The organism is Bacillus cereus group sp. Bce041 (assembly GCF_052646455.1).
Genome location: NZ_JBQXON010000003.1, coordinates 217,847 through 234,007, shown reverse-complemented (window position 1 = coordinate 234,007; position 16,161 = coordinate 217,847). Strand labels below are relative to the sequence as shown.

Below are 16,161 nucleotides of genomic sequence, written 5' to 3'. Positions count from 1 at the left end.
TTTATTTACTAAAGCGATAGGAGGGTAGATGGATGAGGAAACGAATACTTTTCTTACTACGTATTATTCTTATCATGACAAGGTGTAATTCATTAAACGATGAAAAACTTCAAAAGATAATTGTGAAAATAGATGAAAACCCTCTGAAAAATATTTTCCAGAGGGCTTTCATTTTAGTATGCTTCTAAAAACTCAGTAACTTGCTCTTCTGTTTTTGCATTAGCACTATGTAAGTGGCCTAGCTTCTCACCGTTTTGGTATACAAGTAAACTTGGAATACCCATTACTTGATACTCTTCAGCGATACTTGGAAACTCATCTTTATTGATAGAGTACCATTCAAATTTATTGAACTCTTCCATTACATCTCCGATAAAGTTGTCCATACGTACGCAATCTGGGCACCATGTAGTAAAGAACTTAACAACTACAGGCTCCTCGCTTGCGATGATGTCTTTGAATTCTTGTTCTGTTTTAATTTCTTTCATAAGTAAAACTCCTTTCAATATCACACGAATTTATATGCAAAATTCGTATTTGCAAACATGTTGCAAACTTATTATTTGTTTTTTAGTTTTGTAGTTCGTTCACACTTATAAAATTATATGTAACATGACTGCGCTACTAAGTGTGAAAATAATGGAACCTCACTTTTCTTTATAAGCTTTTTCCAGGATTGTGTCAAACTTTTGAATTTTATACAGAAATTAAAGAAGCCCACACTTTGATTGAGTATGGGCAGAGGGACTAAAATTAATCGCTTATTAATTTCGAATAGATATTTAAATCGATAAGCTTTCCAGCTGATTTTTCGCTCTTTCTCAGAATCCCTTCTAGATTAATTAACTTTTATTATACAAGAAAATTACTACATTGAACAAAGGCGTTAATTGGAGGTAACGAAATGACAAACTCATCAATTGAATATTGCGTTCAGTGTGATTAAGAAAGTGGTGTATAAAGATGGGACGAGATGAGAGTTACTTCCAAACTAAAAAAAGAGTAGATAATTTAAAAACATTTTACATGCATTTAACCATCTACATACTAGTCAATCTGATGCTTTTTTTACTTTTTAAGTAGTGAATTAGCTATTTTTTATTTTAATTACAAAAATTGAATAAGGTTAGAAATTATATGGTTGTAATGGGAATTAAGGGATATGGATAAAAAATTTATCCCGCTATTTGTCGGGCAGTAAGATCCAAACCTCAAAATTCAGCGGAAGCAAAGAAGTTAGGTGGGGTCGGGCTGCCAGTAAAAGCCCGATTGGTGAGGGCTGATTAAAGTTTCACTTTATTAGGGATTTGCCTTAAACATTTATTACAGTCAAGAATATTTATAATAATATGAACTAAAAAAGGTCCAATTTTTGTAATGTTGGAGGGGATTATTGTGGACATAACTCAAAGCGTATCAAGAATAGTGGTTAATGGGAAAGACCTTTCTTTCACTTCAGTTCAAACCTCTGCATGGAATCATGGACCTGTAAATGATTTAATCGTTACGACGAATCAGAGAGTGAATGAGCTTTATCAATTCATGTGGTCACAAGTACCGGTTACGATTTCGGTATATTTCCTTCAAGGAGCGGATTTACTTAGGTTCGTTAGGGTTGCGGGAATTAATGAGCGCGTAACAGGAGAATATGTATATCATTTCATTTGGTGATAAGAAGGAGTCAAAGTAGTCTAGCAGCTACTTTTTTATTTTGTCATTTGAATATAAGCGAGCGAACTAGCTTTATAGTACCCACTGAAATAAAGAATCATAATATAATTTGTAATAACTTATACGGAAGTGAGTTGAAAATCATGTTTTATTCATATTTTAATTCTGAAACTGGTATGCGACCAGCGTATGGTACATCTATAACGTATAGTGGAGCACAAAGTACAGTCCAAGCTATTCAACAAGCATTGCAAATGCAACAACAATTGCAAATGCAGCAGCAAGGTGTACAACCGTATTATTCATCCGTAGAGTATTTTTACCCAGTACATCAAGTTACACCGTACGGAAGTTCTTTTCTGACTATTCCATATGGGACTGTATACAACTTATAACTAGTAAGGAATGAAGTGGTGTATATAAATAAGGGTGCAGGTTAATAGCGCCCTTATGAATAATAAAAATAGCTAGTCCAAACCTTATAAATCAATCTTACATAATATGTAGTAATAAGTTTGAAAGGGGAATTAGTATGTCTTGTTATTACTACTGTAAGTATTGTAAAGAGTATAAAAAGAAGCATCATGATTGTTGTAAGAACACTTGTAAGTGCCGTGATAACAAGGACAATCTTGTTAGAGCATCGGCATTTAGAGCTAGAAATACTGTGAATCAAAATGTTCCTGCTAATACTTTTGTGAAAGTGTTATTTCAAAATGAACAATTTGATTTAGCGAATGAGTATAATCCAGCAACATCTATTTTTATGCCGAAGACTAAAGGTGTATATTCTATTATTGGAACGATTGGTTTCTTTCCAAACGATCCAACTTTAAATTATAGAGCGCGTGTAGAAATTCGTGTGAATGGAAACGCAGCGATAGCTATAGATAATGACTTTTTTGGTCCAATAAGTTTTGGAAATGTCGTAAGTGTTTCGACGATTGTTCAATTGAATGCAGGAGATGAAGTTGAGATTTATGCACAAAGTAGTATAGATGGAGTTTTAAGTCCTTTAGAAGATGGTGCACATTTTGAAGCAGCAAGATTTCCTTCTCCAATTAAATAAAGTCATTAAACAATGAGTTTGCAGAAGCTTAAAGGTAAACCCTCACCGAAATGGTGAGGGTTTTTTAATCTATTAAAAATAGTAACAGGTCGTCCAAGCTATTCTAATCTATATAGCATACTATGTAAAAATAAGTGTAAAGGGGGACTCACTATGTCTTATTATTACTGTAAGTATTGTAAAGATTACAAAAAGGAAAGTCATGATTGTTATAGGAAAAGTAGTAAATGTGATAGGAAGTATGTAAAGGTGAAGTGTTGTGATGATAAGAAAGAGGAGCTTGTAAGGGCATCGGCATTTAGAGCTGTGAATACAGTTAATCAACCTGTTCTAGCAAATACTCCTGTTAAAGTATTATTTCAAAATGAACAATTTGATCTAGCGAATGAATATAATCCAGTAACGTCGATTTTTACTCCGAAAACTAGAGGGGTATATAGTGTATTAGGAAATATAACATTTTCTCCAAATGATTTTAATGTAAATTACAGAGCTAGAGTAGAAATTCGTGTAAATGGCAATCCGGCAATAGCGATAGATAATGATTTCTTTGGAACAGGAGTATTTTTTAATAATGATGTTTCCGTAACTACTATTCTTCAATTAGAAGCAGGAGATTTAGTTGAAGTTTTTGCAGAAAGTAGTATTGCTGGCGTAATTGTACAAAATGTTAATGGTGTAAATACGGTTCACTTTGAAGCGGCAAGATTTCCTTCTCCAACTAAATAAAACTGATTATTAAATGTTTTTTAGTAGGGTTAGTTAATCCCCTTACCAAATGGTGGGGGATTATTATTGTTTTTCTAAAATATATAAGTAAATAGGTAAAGCGTAGTTTAATTTGTAGGGGCTTCAACCTTCTTCAGATAATAAACAGAATAATAAGTAACATGCTTGTAAAAACACATTGTTAGTAAGTTTACTAGTTTTCTTATAGAACAAGAAAGACGGAATACATAAAAGATCGTATCATTATGTTTTTTCTTTACTATATAGAAATTATATATTGAACATAGATTTGTGTAGGGAATGCTAATACACTGAAAAGAATAGCATAAAGGCGATTACACTATATAAAAACAAAATCAATCCTAAGATGAGTAGTATTGGATGCAACTTGAACATATTTGACCTCCTTGAGTATATAAAGAATTTTAATATATTGTTGGTCAATTTAGAAGGGGGACGGTTACATAAAAAAAGAGCATACATAAAAAGTACGCTCCAAAGAAAGATAGGTTTTATGAGTGGATAATCTCCATACGATAATATATGTTCTTTTCATAAAAACGTGTAAAAAATCAATGAATTATCAATGGAATATCATAACATGAGTAATTTTAGTGTAGGAATGCAGTTATTTTCTTTCTCGGTTATTTTAGGTAATAAAGTTGTGAAAATCGTGCATTATGCGGACTAACAACGGGATAGCGATCGTACTTCCGTTACATATTTCTTAAAGTCTGGGTATTGCGTGATAGTTTGACATTTAGGGGTGCATAGTTGATTAATTATAGACACATTTGTAATTACTTCGTTACAAGGACCGAAAAATGTAATTTTTAGCTTTGAATTTGGTGGGATTTTGAACACGATAGGTTTTTTTTCCATGAAATCAGCTCCTAATATTGAGTATTATAATTTAATGGATATAGAGTCGTATTAGTATAATATGAAATTTCAGTGGATTTGCTTATAATAAAGAATTTTATAGTAGTAAAAGTGCTTAAAGATGTAAAGGGGAAATTGAGAATGGGAAATAAAATGTTTAATTAATATAATCAATAAATACGCACATGGTTAATATAACTAATGCATTTTTTTGTTTGTTACATATTATGTTAGTAAGAATGGTATAAGGAGGTAGTATAAAATAGTGGAAGAAAATGTACAAGCTCAGCTTTCGCCACCGTGGATCACATATTTTAATGAATTAAAAAATTCAATAGGTGCTGATCCAACTGTTACAGTTGGGCCGCTTATTCCTGTTGATGGTAATTATATTATTTTAGTGCATGCGTTAAGCAACGAAAAAGCGAGAGCATTAGCAACGCTTTTAAAATCTTTTGTACAATTTGGGAATGTAAGTGTGACAGTTATTGTAACGAATAATGAGAAGGAAATTGTAAATCCATTTCCTTGTCCACTAGATGCATTTGAAATAGCTCATTTATTTCAATTAGCACTAGAAAATAATCCTTATTTTGAACAAGTTGTGGTACAGCCTCAGTTCCCTGGCGGACCGAATGTTGTTTTTCCGGTTTTCGCTGCGGAAGTCATTCAGTTTTTCAATGACGATATTTCTAACTTATGTCAAACGTTTACAGGTGTTGCGGCCAATGTGTTTCGTGATGTAATGAATGATGAGGTTTGTGGTATTCCAATTCTATTTTCCACAAGTTGTGTTATGAGCAGTGAAAACTCACAATTACAAAATACAGATTTAGCACCAAAGTTGTTTTATTAAACTGTAAAAAGACATTTTCAGTAATAGAAAATGTCTTTTTTATGCACCAATAGTGTTCAGGTTGGAAAATTGCAATTTAATAGGAGTAAACTTCAATTAATTAAAATTTTTCTAAATCTCAAATTTCATGTAGAGGTAGTAATTTTGACTTAAGAATATATAGAAAATGAGGAATGAAATTTTTTAGTTGAAAGGAAATCGATACTGAAAGTTATAATTTAATAATACAGGAGATTTTTTTTAATATCTGTAAAAATGATTGATAGGACGAGATTACATAATAAATGAATAGTAGGGTATATTTCGAATGTTTTATGTGGCATACATGTTAAAGTTGATAGAAATATTTCTGAAAGAGAATATATTTTGAAAAACAGTAAAGATTCTTTTTATTTATATTATAGATAGCTAGTTTTAGAGAGAGGAGGCTTACAATAAAACAAGCTATGAATAAGACATTCAAAAGGAGCTGGAATGTATGGGGTATATTGTAGATATTTCAAAATGGAATGGAACTATTAATTGGGATATTGCAGCATCTCAGCTAGATTTAGTGATTGCTAGAGTTCAAGATGGCTCTAATACGGTGGATTTTATGTATCAAAATTATGTTAGTGAAATGAAAAAGCATAGTATCCCATTCGGTAATTATGCTTTTTGCCGTTTTATATCTATTGCTGATGCAAAGAAAGAGGCACAAGATTTTTGGAATCGTGGTGATCAATCAGCTAAGTTTTGGGTGGCGGACGTAGAAGTTCAAACGATGGCAGATATGCAAGGCGGGATACAGGCATTTATTGATGAATTACGCCGTTTAGGTGCGGAAAAAGTAGGATTATACGTAGGGCATCACACGTATTTATCATTTGGAGCATGTAATATTGAAGCTGATTTTGTATGGATCCCTCGTTATGGAGGGAATAAGCCAGCATATCCATGCGATATGTGGCAATATACGGATTCAGGGAATGTTCCTGGGATTGGGAAATGTGATCTGAATCGATTAGTAGGAAATAAGTCACTTTCTTGGTTTATAGATTCCAACAAAGCAAATCAATCTAACATAGTGTATACACAGCAATCGAATGGCATTGGTATTGCAGTTTCGAAATATCCTGATGGATACGGAATAAATTTATATGAAACTCCCATGACCCCTCAATTTACAGGTGCACTCACTCAGAAAATTCCATATTTAATCTTAACAGGTTATTGGGGAGGCGGTGAGCAAGATATGATTTGTTTAGAGAACGATAAGCAGTGGGCATATTTAAAACATTTTAATGTGAAATGGTTTTATGCAACTTCGAAATATCCTGTCGGTTACGGAGTAAATTATTATGAAGAGCCTGAATGTATGAATTATAAAGGGAATATAGATGGATCGACATCTTTTCGAGTGTGGGGTAGAGTGGGAAATGCGGTAGATATCGGGCAGAATAGTTGGATACCTGAAAAACATGTAATTATTAAGTAACTATAGCGGCAGTATTGTTTTTAAGAAGTATGTAAAGAGTCTTCTTACTATACATAATAGTAAGAAGACTCTTTACGTTTAAAAATGAAAATACATGATACATAGTCTACTCATATGAAATGAATTACATGTAGAAAACACACTGTTTTCACAATGACTGTGTATAGTTAATTTGTATAATGATAAAAGTGAGGTATTTGAATTGAAAAAGAAAAAAATATTTATTGGAACAATTATTTCATGCGTGATGCTAGCATTATCTGCATGTGGTTCCTCAGACAACGTAGTAACATCAAAAGTAGGGAATGTTACAGAGAAAGAATTAAGTAAAGAATTACGACAACAATATGGAGAAAGTACTTTATATCAAATGATGTTAAGTAAGGCATTGTTAGATAAATATAAAGTTTCAGATGAGGAAGCAAAAAAGAAAGTAGAAGAAGCAAAAGATAAAATGGGTGAGAACTTTAAATCGACTTTAGAACAACTTGGATTGAAAAACGAAGATGAATTAAAAGAAAAAATGAAGCCAGAAATTGCATTTGAGAAAGCGATTAAAGCAACAGTTACAGATAAAGATGTGAAAAATAACTATAAACCAGAAATGAAAGTAAGTCACATTTTAGTGAAAGATGAAAAAACGGCTAAAGAAATAAAGGAGAAAGTAAATAATGGTGAAGATTTTGCTGCCTTAGCAAAACAGTATTCAGAGGATACTGGTTCAAAGGAACAGGGCGGGGAAATATCTGGTTTTGCTCCTGGGCAAACAGTGAAAGAATTTGAGGAAGCTGCGTATAAATTAGATGCAGGCCAAGTAAGTGATCCGGTTAAAACAACTTACGGTTACCATATTATTAAAGTGACGGATAAAAAAGAATTGAAGCCATTTGATGAAGTGAAGGATAAAATTCGTAAAGATATAGAACAACAAAGACTACAAGATACGACAGGTAAATGGAAACAACAAGTAGTCAATGATTTATTGAAAGATGCTGATATTAAAGTGAATAATAAAGAATTTAAAGATACATTTAAATTTCTAGAAAAGAAATAATGACTGTAATCATAATTAGAAAAGGGAACTCATATAGAGTTCCCTTTTCTAATTAGTGTGTGAGTTATAAATAGATAGTAAGACAATACAATATTACATTTAAATATTAAGAATTACAATGGGAAATTATGGTTTATAATTATTTCAACGAAAGTGGATATTTTACGGTTTTCATTATGCAAGTTTATTACATATATTTACTCTTTAATAATGAATATCGAACATAATTTAAAAAATAATACATATAATGTTTTTGAATAAATATTTAACATGGATAATTAGTAAAAAGCTGAGCATTCGATTGGAAAGGATGTTCTTTTTGTTGTGAAAATTTTAGGATAAAGAATGAATCGTTTTAAACGCATCATTTACCACATCAATAAATTAAGGTGGGGAGAATATATGAAAGTAATCTTTCAAGGAGAGGGCGGAGCGAAAATTTTTGAGTCATATGATGAAAATATAAGTGATTTATTAGTTATATTAAAAGAAACGAAAGGGATTAAAATTGGGATGGTTGAGTATAAAGTGTTAAAGTACGAACTTAATTATTTTCGTCATCCGAAAAAAGCGGATACAGAGAGAGAGTTACATATAATAGTACAACCTAAGTATATGTAATAAAATATAATAATAAAAATCACTGATTCAGTTTTGTAAAGTTCCATAGAGTATGTAAGAAAAGAGAGTGTTGTAAATGCTCTCTTTTCTTATGCTTTGTGAGTTCGTTCATCATAGTATATGTTTTCAGTTATAGATGGTTAATAAACGATAAAAATTTAAAACTTTTTCGTTTAGCCAGGGATTTTATATTTGAGTAAATAAATATACTATGAAGTATTTTTTATACGAATATTGAAGGAGTATAAAATGAGTTTAGCAAGTTACACAGGCTGTAATGTAGAAATTCCGTTAACGGATCCAGATTCTAATGATGTAATTGTTTTTGGACCGTGTTTTTCAGATGAAAGTATGCTTGAAATTGTACAAGATTATCAATTCCAAACAAATTACACATATGAGGTTTCAACTAATTGGGGAATTGAACTTGTCGAGTGGCAAAATGTAAAGGAAAAAAAAGAAGCGAAAGAAAAACTTTTAACTTTATGCAAGATTATGGAAAGTTATTTGGAAGATGGAGACTATTTCGAATTATTTAGTTGTTGGGTTGGTGATGAAGATAAGGAACGAGTAGGGGAATTGAACTTAAAAATAAATCATTTTAATATAGATGAATTATGTATTCCAGAAAGAACATTAGTTAGGATAGAAAAATAAGCTTTGAATATTTTTTAGAAAAAGGCGATTTCACTTTGTGTGAAGTCGCCTTTTAGTTTTTATATGCATTTTATATAAGAAATGAAAAGTTTATTTGATAAAGGAAAAAATATGGAGATAAATAAAATTATGTTTTTTGTTAAGAAATAATAAGTATAGCTCTTCTCAAAGGAACGTAAGTTCGTGTATAATAAGAACGAATGTTCTTTTGAGAGGTAACCTAATTATAGTTTAGAAGTAAATTCGAGTTTAGTAAGTATTAAAAATAACTAAGGGATAGCATGAATAAATAAATGTATAAATGATCAAGGAGATAAAAAATGAACGATGTAAAGATACAAAAAGAAGAAAGAGAGTGGGTTCCGTTTACAGTAATGTCCGAACAACTTTTAAATATGAGAAAGATTATTGGAGAGAAATTAAAAGTACAAAAACCGCTTTTAACAAATGAAGCAAAAGAGAGGATTTCTGATAAATTATTAACGTCATTACTGTCTGAGAAAGAAATATTGGTAACATATTTTGAAGATGGTTACATATTAACAAGCTACATGACTGTTGTACATATCAATCCGGTAAAACAAATTGTAATTTGTACAGACGCCTTTTATAAAACTTACGTATTTAACGCTATGGATATTATTGAAATAATGTAAAAGAAGCTGAATATTTAAATGGCAGCTTTTTTTATTTCTGATTTATGAGACAAATAATATAAGAAAAAGCAGCTAGCTTTGTGCTAGCTGCTGAGCCCCAGGGAAAGGGAGAAAAAGATAGGGTACTCCAAAATCGATAAGAGCTGTCAAACAGCCTGATTATAGTATAGACAAATTAAAATTTTCTATACAAAAAGTTGAACATAAGATTAGGCTGTACCCACTTGGTTTTGATCTGCAAGGTCAGAATCAAATGTATTGGTCGCGCTAACACCGCTAAAAGTATTAACAACAAAACCAACGTTTGATGCGCCGGAACCATTATAAGCTTTCGTATTTTCTTTCGGAGAAACGTTGTAGAAATCACCTAAGTTAAATGATCCATTACTATTTTGTACAACTAAATTTCCTACAACTGATGGCATAATTTTCACCTGCTTTATAATAAGTTGTTAACATTACTATATGGAGTTATAGTCCAGATGGTTCATATAATAAAAATTGTGGAATAGTAAAACGTTTGGAGCATGGATTTCAATAAAAGTGTGTTAAAATTAATATAATAAAGTTGAGTAATTTTTTTAAAAAATTTGTATAATCGATATATATGAAAATAAAGGAGGCAAAATGTAATGAAAGATATTATGAAAAAAGTTGATTTAACAGATGCCAAATCAAGTAATCTTGTTGCACTAATTTATAGTAATGAAGTTATATTAGTTGAAGACGCATTTTGTCCAAATGAAATAAAATTAAAGTTTAATGAAATTGCAATTTTATCTGCAATTAAAACAGCTCATATTGCGAAAGTGTCTATTAGGAAAGAACTTGAAGCGCTTTTTCATGATACGGGTGTTATATTAGTGAAACAAAATGTTGATTATGGTAGTAGCCAATCTATTACCATGCATTTTGAGCAATTTAAAAAGTTGCAAGATGAGATTGAACATTTAAATAAAAGTATGTAATAAAGCAGCTAAATAAAGGTTCTATCATAAAGGTGGAATGTGTTGTGTTGAAAAAGTGGTTTAAAAATTATTTGGGTGAATCGCATTGTAAACATAAATATGTTTTTATTAAGATGCAGGATAATGAGGATTTTAAAAAAGGTACATTAGGTGTAGTTTATATTTACCAGTGTGAGAAATGTGGAAAAGAGAAGTTGAAATGTAAAAACAATAATGAAATAAACAATGAATTTTTAGATATATAGCAAAAAGTAACCATGATGGTTACTTTTTTGGTTTATGTATACAATATCAAAACCATTACTAAAGTATGAGTTGAGTTGATACTATAGTAAATCGCTGAATAAAAATGAAGAGAGTAAGATATAGGGAAGGAGGATGAGAGAAATGAAGCGAAAAGAAATTAGTAAATCTGTAATTATTACAGGCGTGACACAAGGGTTAGGGCGTGCGATGGTTGATCGATTTCATGAATTAGGGTGGAACATATATGGTTGTGGACGTTCAAAAGATAAAATTGAAGAACTAAAAAAACAGTACAGTAAAATACATGATTTCCAAGTAATTGATGTTTCAGATTCTCAGCAAGTTAACAATTGGGCAAATTATATACTTAATACACATACAGCTCCCGATATGATAATAAATAATGCATCGATTGTAAATCAAAATGCACAACTTTGGAAAATTACGGCTCAAGAATTCGAAAATGTAATGAATGTAAACGTGAATGGTGTAGTAAATGTAATAAGAGCATTTGTTCCAGCGATGGTAGCTAGGAAAGAAGGAATTATCATTAATATGAGTTCTAGTTGGGGGAGAGAAGGTGAGGCTGAGCTTGCGCCATATTGTGCCTCGAAATTTGCTATTGAAGGTATCACTAAATCTATGGCCCTGGAATTACCCCATGGCATGGCTGTAGTTGCTTTAGATCCTGGAGGGAATATTAGTACTCCAATGCTGAAGTCATGTGCGCCACAATATATAAATGAATCGCCTACACCTGAAACTTGGTCACATAAAGCAATTGAATATATATTGAATATAACAATAGATAAAAATGGAGATTCATTGACATGCCCAGCATGCATATAAAAAGCACCTTTAAGGTGCTTTTATATTAGTAGCACATTATATCATTCACAAAATTACATCTAAAAAATAAAATAAAAGATTAAGTGTGAGATTTGTTTGTTTTGAAAGCTTTAGAAAATATTTAAATAGGTGATAAAAATGAATCCAAGCAGTTTAAAAGTGACAGGGGCATGGTTTCAAGTGGGAGGGAATCTTACAGCTGCTATTGGAACGACAAGAGGATTTATTGGAGAAGAGAAAGTTGAATCGGATCTTGTTATTGTAGGAAGCTCATTACAAGCCCTCGGATATATATTACAAATCATTGCGAGCAATTATGATGATGGGGAAGAAAAAAGAGAAAATCAAAATATAGGCTTAGAGAATCAAAGTAAATTACTTGATCAAATAGGAATTGAGTTATTAGCATTAGGCAATATATCAAATGTAATAGGAACATATTTTAATATAAATGAACAATTGAAAGAAAATGATTATCTTATCATTACAGGGAACAGTTTACAATCGATCGGTGCTTTTTTAGGAGTAGAAGCAGCTTTGTTGGATATAAATGTATTACAGAAAATTATTATACTGGGTAACTCCATGCAAAGTTTAGGGGCTGGATTACAAGCGTATCAAGGTGTTTCAAATGTATTGAAAGATGAGAGAGAAAATGAAGATAGTATTTTTGATAAGAAGGATGAGAGAATCATTGCACTCATTGGTATTTGGATACAAGCGATAGGAACGTTAATTTCTGCAATTGGAGTAACTGCAATAGAGGAAGAAAATAGGCTAGAAAACAATAAAAAGTCTGAAATACTTATTTAAATAGAAGGAGATACATTGATTTTAGAGGTAGGTTAAGATTAAAATGGTAGTAGGTTTTTTTGCGTATATTTTGAAAAGTGATATATAAAATACAAAATAAGGAGTTTTCAAGGGATGATGTATTTTTTAGCAATTCTTCTTCCACCTGTTGCTGTATTATTTTGTGGAAAACCAATTCAGGCAATCATAAATTTCATATTAACATTAATATTTTGGGTTCCAGGAGTTATACATGCAATTCTTGTAGTGCATGATAAAAAAGCTGATCGGCGTTTGAAAAAACAAATTCAAGCATATGATGAAATTAATAAGAGGAATCGAAGATAATTCATCTGCAAAATGTTTTTAAAAGAAAGGAGGATTAACCTCCTTTCTTTTTTAGTGGGTGTTAAGTTTAGATTTTTGTGTGGCGGAAAGAATTTTTAATGTAAGTATTATGATAATAACTTTTAGATTGTGCATGTAATAGGCCAGTATAAATACTTTCTGGTACATTAAAGAAATCGTACATACCATTCTTTAATTGGATTCGCAAAATCATAGAAAAAGGATTATAACCAACAGCAACTATATTTTTTGAAATTACGGGAGATAGCTTCATCATTACGCAACTCCTCACTTTTTATTTTTAATACTTTTTTGTAGATGTTGAGGTTGTGATGTTGAAATCCTTATAATTTAAGAGGTATTATACTTATATGCAATATATTAAATGTTTGTTATACGTAATTATAAGGAAGTTCACACGAAGTACATATCGTTGTGCTATTTTTATTTCACCTTTGATTTATAAATAAGAAAATATTGACCATTTGAAAAAAAGGTATATTATTTATACGAGGTATTAAAAATTCACTTTTTACATTCTATGCTTCAAGGGGCAGCGTTATTAGGAAAAATAGAAGTGAAAATAGTTTGTATAAGAAGTATTCTAAAATTTATAATCTGTGAATTGGGAAAATATTGAATGCTCCAGGTCAATATACTTTCTTAATCAAATTTATTTTAGAAAGTGACCTCAATATTTTTAAGTAAATCAACGGGAGAATTGAAAGGCAGGAGAAAGTAACATGTCAGAAAATTATCGTTCTCGAGAGGAACGACGACAAGTTAAAAAGAAAAAACAACCAGCTTCTAAAACACAAAAGCCAAAAGGTAAAACATCATTCTTTCGCAAGTTTTTAATTACTTGTTTATTACTTGGTATTGTTGGTTTAGTGGCGGGGGTTGCTACCTTTTTCGTAATGATTAAGGATGCACCAAAACTTGAGAAAGCAAAACTTGTTAATCCGTTATCCTCAAAAATTTATGATAAAAACGGGGATTTGGTATATGAATATGGAAAAGAAAAAAGGACGAATGTTACGTATGAGCAAATACCTAAATTAGTAGAAAATGCATTTTTAGCGACAGAAGATTCACGTTTTTATGAGCATAGCGGAGTAGATTTTAAAGGTACTGCCCGTGCTGTTCTAGTAAGTCTTAAAGGGGATTATGGTTCTCAAGGTGGAAGTACGATAACACAGCAAGTTATAAAAAACTACTTCTTATCAATGGACAAAACACCAAAGCGTAAGGCGCAAGAAATATATTTAGCTTATAAGCTAGAACAACAGTATTCAAAACATGAAATATTAGAGATGTACTTAAATAAAATTAACTTAGGAAACCGTTCATATGGGATCGCAACAGCAGCACAAAACTACTATGGTAAAGAATTGAAGGACTTAACATTACCAGAAGTTGCGATGCTTGCAGGTTTACCGAAAGCACCGAATAACTATGATCCAACGAAAAAAGAAAATGTTCAAAAAGCAACAGAAAGAAGAAATGTTGTTCTAAGTTTAATGAACCGACATGGATATATAACAAAACAGGAAATGGAAGAAGCATCAAAAGTTGACGTAGAAAAGGGGCTTAAGCCTGCAGCTCAACTACAAACAATGCCATACCCTGCATTTATGGATGCAGTTGTGAAAGAAGTAGAAAAAGAATTACCAGATGCTAATATCGGTTCTGACGGTTTAGAAATTTATACAACGTTAGATCCGAAAGCACAGAAACTTGCAGATAATATTTTAAATAATAATATCATTGATTATCCGAACGATAAATTCCAAGGTGCATTCACATTTATGGATACGAAAACAGGAGAAGTTCGTGCTATAGGTAGTGGCCGTGGAGAAAATAAAGCTGTATTTAAAGGGCATAATATGGCAATTGAATTAGATCGTGCAGCTGGTTCAACGATGAAGCCGATTTTCGACTACGCTCCTGCAATTGAATATTTAAAATGGGCTACGTACCATCAAATTGATGACTCTCCATTTAAGTATTCAACGGGACAAGAAGTACGAAATGCAGATAGAAGTCATATGGGTCCAATTACAATGCGTGAAGCATTAAAAATGTCGCGTAATATTCCTGCAATTAAAACTGCAAAAGAAGTAGGGATTAGTAAATCGAAAGAATTCTCTGAGAAACTAGGTATTACATTTAATACAGCACCGACAGAATCGACAGCGATTGGTACAAATGAAGTATCGCCAACTGAAATAGCGGGTGCTTATGCGGCATTTGGTAATGAAGGTAAATATACGAAACCGCATTTTGTTAAGAAAGTCGTTTATCCAGACGGTAAGTCACAAAGTTTTGGACAAAAACCAAAACAAGTTATGACAGATTCTACAGCATACATGATTACTGATATGCTTCGTTCTGTAGTTACATCAGGTACTGGTACATCGGCAAATGTAGGCTCTTTAGATGTAGCTGGTAAAACGGGTACGACAAACTATTCATCAAAGCAATTAGCTCAATATAAAATTCCAGAAAGTGCAACTCGTGATAGTTGGTTCGCTGGATATACACCGCAATATACGATGGCAGTATGGACTGGGTATATGAAAGATGGTAAAGACGAGTATATTAGTAGTAAAAATACGAAAATTGCACAGTTGATCTTTAAAGAAATGATGAGCGAAATGGCTACAGATAAATCACGCTTTAAAATGCCAAGTAGTGTTATTCAAGAAGGTAGTGAGCTACGTATAAAAGGTGAAAAACGTGATTCATCGCCAAATACTAGCGTACCGGATACAACGGAGCAACCAAAACAAGATCAACAGCAAAAAACTGAAGAAGAGAAAAAGCAAGAAGAATTAAAGAAACAAGAAGAACTGAAAAAACAAGAAGAACAAAAGAAACAAGAGGAACTTAAGAAGCAAGAAGAACAAAAGAAACAAGAAGAACAAAAGAAACAAGAAGAACAAAATAATGGAAATGGCCAAGGAACGACACCTCCAGCAAATAACGGAGGAGGTCAAGGAAATACGACACCTCCAGCAAATAATGGAGGAGGTCAAGGAAATACGACACCTCCAGCAAATAATGGAGGAGGTCAAGGAAATACGACACCTCCAGCAAATAACGGAGGAGGTCAAGGAAATACAACTCCACCAGCGACCACACAACCAGAGACTGGCGGTAATGCAGGAGAGACCCCTGCTAATAATGGGCAATAAGAAAAATTTATAAAAAATATTAAAAAGCACTTAAGATTTGTGAAAATTACAATCTTAAGTGCTTTTTTCGTTTAAATGTAGTAGCTATG

20 protein-coding genes and 1 pseudogene are annotated in these 16,161 nt (G+C 31.9%); 17 read left to right on the top strand and 4 right to left on the bottom strand.

Going from position 1 to position 16,161, the window contains the following annotated elements:
- Window positions 1-173: 173 nt before the first annotated feature.
- The gene (locus ACUN13_RS12730) at window positions 174-488 is read right to left on the bottom strand and encodes a thioredoxin family protein (RefSeq protein WP_000658787.1); all 315 of its coding nucleotides are present in this window, start codon (window positions 486-488) and stop codon (window positions 174-176) included.
- 475 nt (window positions 489-963) lie between these two features.
- Between ACUN13_RS12730 and ACUN13_RS12725 the strand changes: the two are divergent.
- The 5 genes and pseudogenes from ACUN13_RS12725 to ACUN13_RS12705 all read left to right on the top strand — a co-directional run.
- Window positions 964-1,074, top strand: a pseudogene (locus ACUN13_RS12725) (2TM domain-containing protein); the annotation flags it as partial.
- A 321-nt stretch (window positions 1,075-1,395) separates the two neighbouring features.
- Window positions 1,396-1,671 (top strand): hypothetical protein, encoded by a 276-nt coding sequence (locus tag ACUN13_RS12720; RefSeq protein WP_000355695.1) that lies wholly within the window; start codon window positions 1,396-1,398, stop codon window positions 1,669-1,671.
- A 143-nt stretch (window positions 1,672-1,814) separates the two neighbouring features.
- Window positions 1,815-2,066, top strand: a complete 252-nt coding sequence (locus ACUN13_RS12715) for a DUF3947 family protein (RefSeq protein ID WP_000500098.1) — start codon at window positions 1,815-1,817, stop codon at window positions 2,064-2,066.
- Between the two features lie 137 nt (window positions 2,067-2,203).
- A complete protein-coding gene (locus ACUN13_RS12710) occupies window positions 2,204-2,740 on the top strand; it encodes a C1q-like domain-containing protein (protein WP_409531868.1) in 537 nt (178 codons plus the stop codon).
- 153 nt (window positions 2,741-2,893) lie between these two features.
- The gene (locus ACUN13_RS12705) at window positions 2,894-3,469 is read left to right on the top strand and encodes a hypothetical protein (RefSeq protein ID WP_000122943.1); all 576 of its coding nucleotides are present in this window, start codon (window positions 2,894-2,896) and stop codon (window positions 3,467-3,469) included.
- A 687-nt stretch (window positions 3,470-4,156) separates the two neighbouring features.
- Here the strand turns inward: ACUN13_RS12705 and ACUN13_RS12700 are convergent.
- Window positions 4,157-4,351 carry a hypothetical protein gene (locus ACUN13_RS12700; protein WP_000412555.1) on the bottom strand — a complete coding sequence of 65 codons (195 nt, stop codon included), beginning with the start codon at window positions 4,349-4,351 and terminating at the stop codon, window positions 4,157-4,159.
- A 265-nt stretch (window positions 4,352-4,616) separates the two neighbouring features.
- Between ACUN13_RS12700 and ACUN13_RS12695 the strand changes: the two genes are divergently transcribed.
- The 6 genes from ACUN13_RS12695 (at window position 4,617) to ACUN13_RS12670 (ending at window position 9,672) form a co-directional block, all read left to right on the top strand.
- Window positions 4,617-5,207 (top strand): hypothetical protein, encoded by a 591-nt coding sequence (locus ACUN13_RS12695; protein WP_445423810.1) that lies wholly within the window; start codon window positions 4,617-4,619, stop codon window positions 5,205-5,207.
- A 478-nt stretch (window positions 5,208-5,685) separates the two neighbouring features.
- Window positions 5,686-6,684, top strand: coding sequence for a glycoside hydrolase family 25 protein (locus ACUN13_RS12690; RefSeq protein ID WP_445423809.1), 999 nt, complete (start codon window positions 5,686-5,688; stop codon window positions 6,682-6,684).
- A gap of 202 nt (window positions 6,685-6,886) precedes the next feature.
- Window positions 6,887-7,738: a peptidylprolyl isomerase PrsA gene (locus tag ACUN13_RS12685; protein WP_000727348.1), complete on the top strand. Its 852-nt coding sequence runs from the start codon at window positions 6,887-6,889 to the stop codon at window positions 7,736-7,738.
- A gap of 402 nt (window positions 7,739-8,140) precedes the next feature.
- The gene (locus ACUN13_RS12680) at window positions 8,141-8,359 is read left to right on the top strand and encodes a hypothetical protein (RefSeq protein WP_000864275.1); all 219 of its coding nucleotides are present in this window, start codon (window positions 8,141-8,143) and stop codon (window positions 8,357-8,359) included.
- A 249-nt stretch (window positions 8,360-8,608) separates the two neighbouring features.
- The gene (locus ACUN13_RS12675) at window positions 8,609-9,016 is read left to right on the top strand and encodes a hypothetical protein (RefSeq protein ID WP_086411576.1); all 408 of its coding nucleotides are present in this window, start codon (window positions 8,609-8,611) and stop codon (window positions 9,014-9,016) included.
- A gap of 320 nt (window positions 9,017-9,336) precedes the next feature.
- Entirely contained in the window at window positions 9,337-9,672 is a 336-nt protein-coding gene (locus ACUN13_RS12670; protein WP_002024004.1) for a YolD-like family protein, read from the top strand.
- Window positions 9,673-9,881: 209 nt separating this feature from the next.
- Here ACUN13_RS12670 and gerPF read toward each other — a convergent pair whose 3' ends face one another.
- Complete coding sequence (gene gerPF, locus ACUN13_RS12665; protein ID WP_001141569.1) at window positions 9,882-10,097, bottom strand: spore germination protein GerPF; 216 nt, start codon at window positions 10,095-10,097, stop codon at window positions 9,882-9,884.
- 207 nt (window positions 10,098-10,304) lie between these two features.
- Between gerPF and ACUN13_RS12660 the strand changes: the two genes are divergently transcribed.
- From ACUN13_RS12660 to ACUN13_RS12640, 5 genes are all read left to right on the top strand, one after another.
- The gene (locus ACUN13_RS12660) at window positions 10,305-10,640 is read left to right on the top strand and encodes a hypothetical protein (protein WP_000651907.1); all 336 of its coding nucleotides are present in this window, start codon (window positions 10,305-10,307) and stop codon (window positions 10,638-10,640) included.
- A gap of 44 nt (window positions 10,641-10,684) precedes the next feature.
- Window positions 10,685-10,885 (top strand): hypothetical protein, encoded by a 201-nt coding sequence (locus ACUN13_RS12655; protein WP_000915148.1) that lies wholly within the window; start codon window positions 10,685-10,687, stop codon window positions 10,883-10,885.
- Window positions 10,886-11,027: 142 nt separating this feature from the next.
- Window positions 11,028-11,735: an SDR family oxidoreductase gene (locus ACUN13_RS12650; protein ID WP_409531878.1), complete on the top strand. Its 708-nt coding sequence runs from the start codon at window positions 11,028-11,030 to the stop codon at window positions 11,733-11,735.
- 138 nt (window positions 11,736-11,873) lie between these two features.
- A complete protein-coding gene (locus ACUN13_RS12645) occupies window positions 11,874-12,548 on the top strand; it encodes a DUF6944 family repetitive protein (RefSeq protein WP_001070038.1) in 675 nt (224 codons plus the stop codon).
- A gap of 114 nt (window positions 12,549-12,662) precedes the next feature.
- Complete coding sequence (locus ACUN13_RS12640) at window positions 12,663-12,875, top strand: YqaE/Pmp3 family membrane protein (RefSeq protein WP_445423808.1); 213 nt, start codon at window positions 12,663-12,665, stop codon at window positions 12,873-12,875.
- A 67-nt stretch (window positions 12,876-12,942) separates the two neighbouring features.
- Here ACUN13_RS12640 and ACUN13_RS12635 read toward each other — a convergent pair whose 3' ends face one another.
- Complete coding sequence (locus tag ACUN13_RS12635; RefSeq protein WP_000977081.1) at window positions 12,943-13,152, bottom strand: KTSC domain-containing protein; 210 nt, start codon at window positions 13,150-13,152, stop codon at window positions 12,943-12,945.
- Window positions 13,153-13,618: 466 nt separating this feature from the next.
- Between ACUN13_RS12635 and ACUN13_RS12630 the strand changes: the two genes are divergently transcribed.
- A complete protein-coding gene (locus ACUN13_RS12630) occupies window positions 13,619-16,072 on the top strand; it encodes a PBP1A family penicillin-binding protein (RefSeq protein ID WP_445423807.1) in 2,454 nt (817 codons plus the stop codon).
- The last annotated feature ends 89 nt before the right edge of the window (window positions 16,073-16,161 follow it).

What these genes read in the sequence shown, in the direction of transcription:
- ACUN13_RS12630 (WP_445423807.1), top strand. Translation starts at nt 13,619, where the DNA reads ATGTCAGAAAATTATCGTTCTCGAGAGGAACGACGACAAGTTAAAAAG.
- gerPF (WP_001141569.1), bottom strand. Translation starts at nt 10,097, where the DNA reads ATGCCATCAGTTGTAGGAAATTTAGTTGTACAAAATAGTAATGGATCA.
- ACUN13_RS12640 (WP_445423808.1), top strand. Translation starts at nt 12,663, where the DNA reads ATGATGTATTTTTTAGCAATTCTTCTTCCACCTGTTGCTGTATTATTT.
- ACUN13_RS12650 (WP_409531878.1), top strand. Translation starts at nt 11,028, where the DNA reads ATGAAGCGAAAAGAAATTAGTAAATCTGTAATTATTACAGGCGTGACA.
- ACUN13_RS12715 (WP_000500098.1), top strand. Translation starts at nt 1,815, where the DNA reads ATGTTTTATTCATATTTTAATTCTGAAACTGGTATGCGACCAGCGTAT.
- ACUN13_RS12670 (WP_002024004.1), top strand. Translation starts at nt 9,337, where the DNA reads ATGAACGATGTAAAGATACAAAAAGAAGAAAGAGAGTGGGTTCCGTTT.
- ACUN13_RS12635 (WP_000977081.1), bottom strand. Translation starts at nt 13,152, where the DNA reads ATGATGAAGCTATCTCCCGTAATTTCAAAAAATATAGTTGCTGTTGGT.
- ACUN13_RS12730 (WP_000658787.1), bottom strand. Translation starts at nt 488, where the DNA reads ATGAAAGAAATTAAAACAGAACAAGAATTCAAAGACATCATCGCAAGC.
- ACUN13_RS12675 (WP_086411576.1), top strand. Translation starts at nt 8,609, where the DNA reads ATGAGTTTAGCAAGTTACACAGGCTGTAATGTAGAAATTCCGTTAACG.
- ACUN13_RS12700 (WP_000412555.1), bottom strand. Translation starts at nt 4,351, where the DNA reads ATGGAAAAAAAACCTATCGTGTTCAAAATCCCACCAAATTCAAAGCTA.
- ACUN13_RS12705 (WP_000122943.1), top strand. Translation starts at nt 2,894, where the DNA reads ATGTCTTATTATTACTGTAAGTATTGTAAAGATTACAAAAAGGAAAGT.
- ACUN13_RS12660 (WP_000651907.1), top strand. Translation starts at nt 10,305, where the DNA reads ATGAAAGATATTATGAAAAAAGTTGATTTAACAGATGCCAAATCAAGT.
- ACUN13_RS12680 (WP_000864275.1), top strand. Translation starts at nt 8,141, where the DNA reads ATGAAAGTAATCTTTCAAGGAGAGGGCGGAGCGAAAATTTTTGAGTCA.
- ACUN13_RS12645 (WP_001070038.1), top strand. Translation starts at nt 11,874, where the DNA reads ATGAATCCAAGCAGTTTAAAAGTGACAGGGGCATGGTTTCAAGTGGGA.
- ACUN13_RS12710 (WP_409531868.1), top strand. Translation starts at nt 2,204, where the DNA reads ATGTCTTGTTATTACTACTGTAAGTATTGTAAAGAGTATAAAAAGAAG.
- ACUN13_RS12690 (WP_445423809.1), top strand. Translation starts at nt 5,686, where the DNA reads ATGGGGTATATTGTAGATATTTCAAAATGGAATGGAACTATTAATTGG.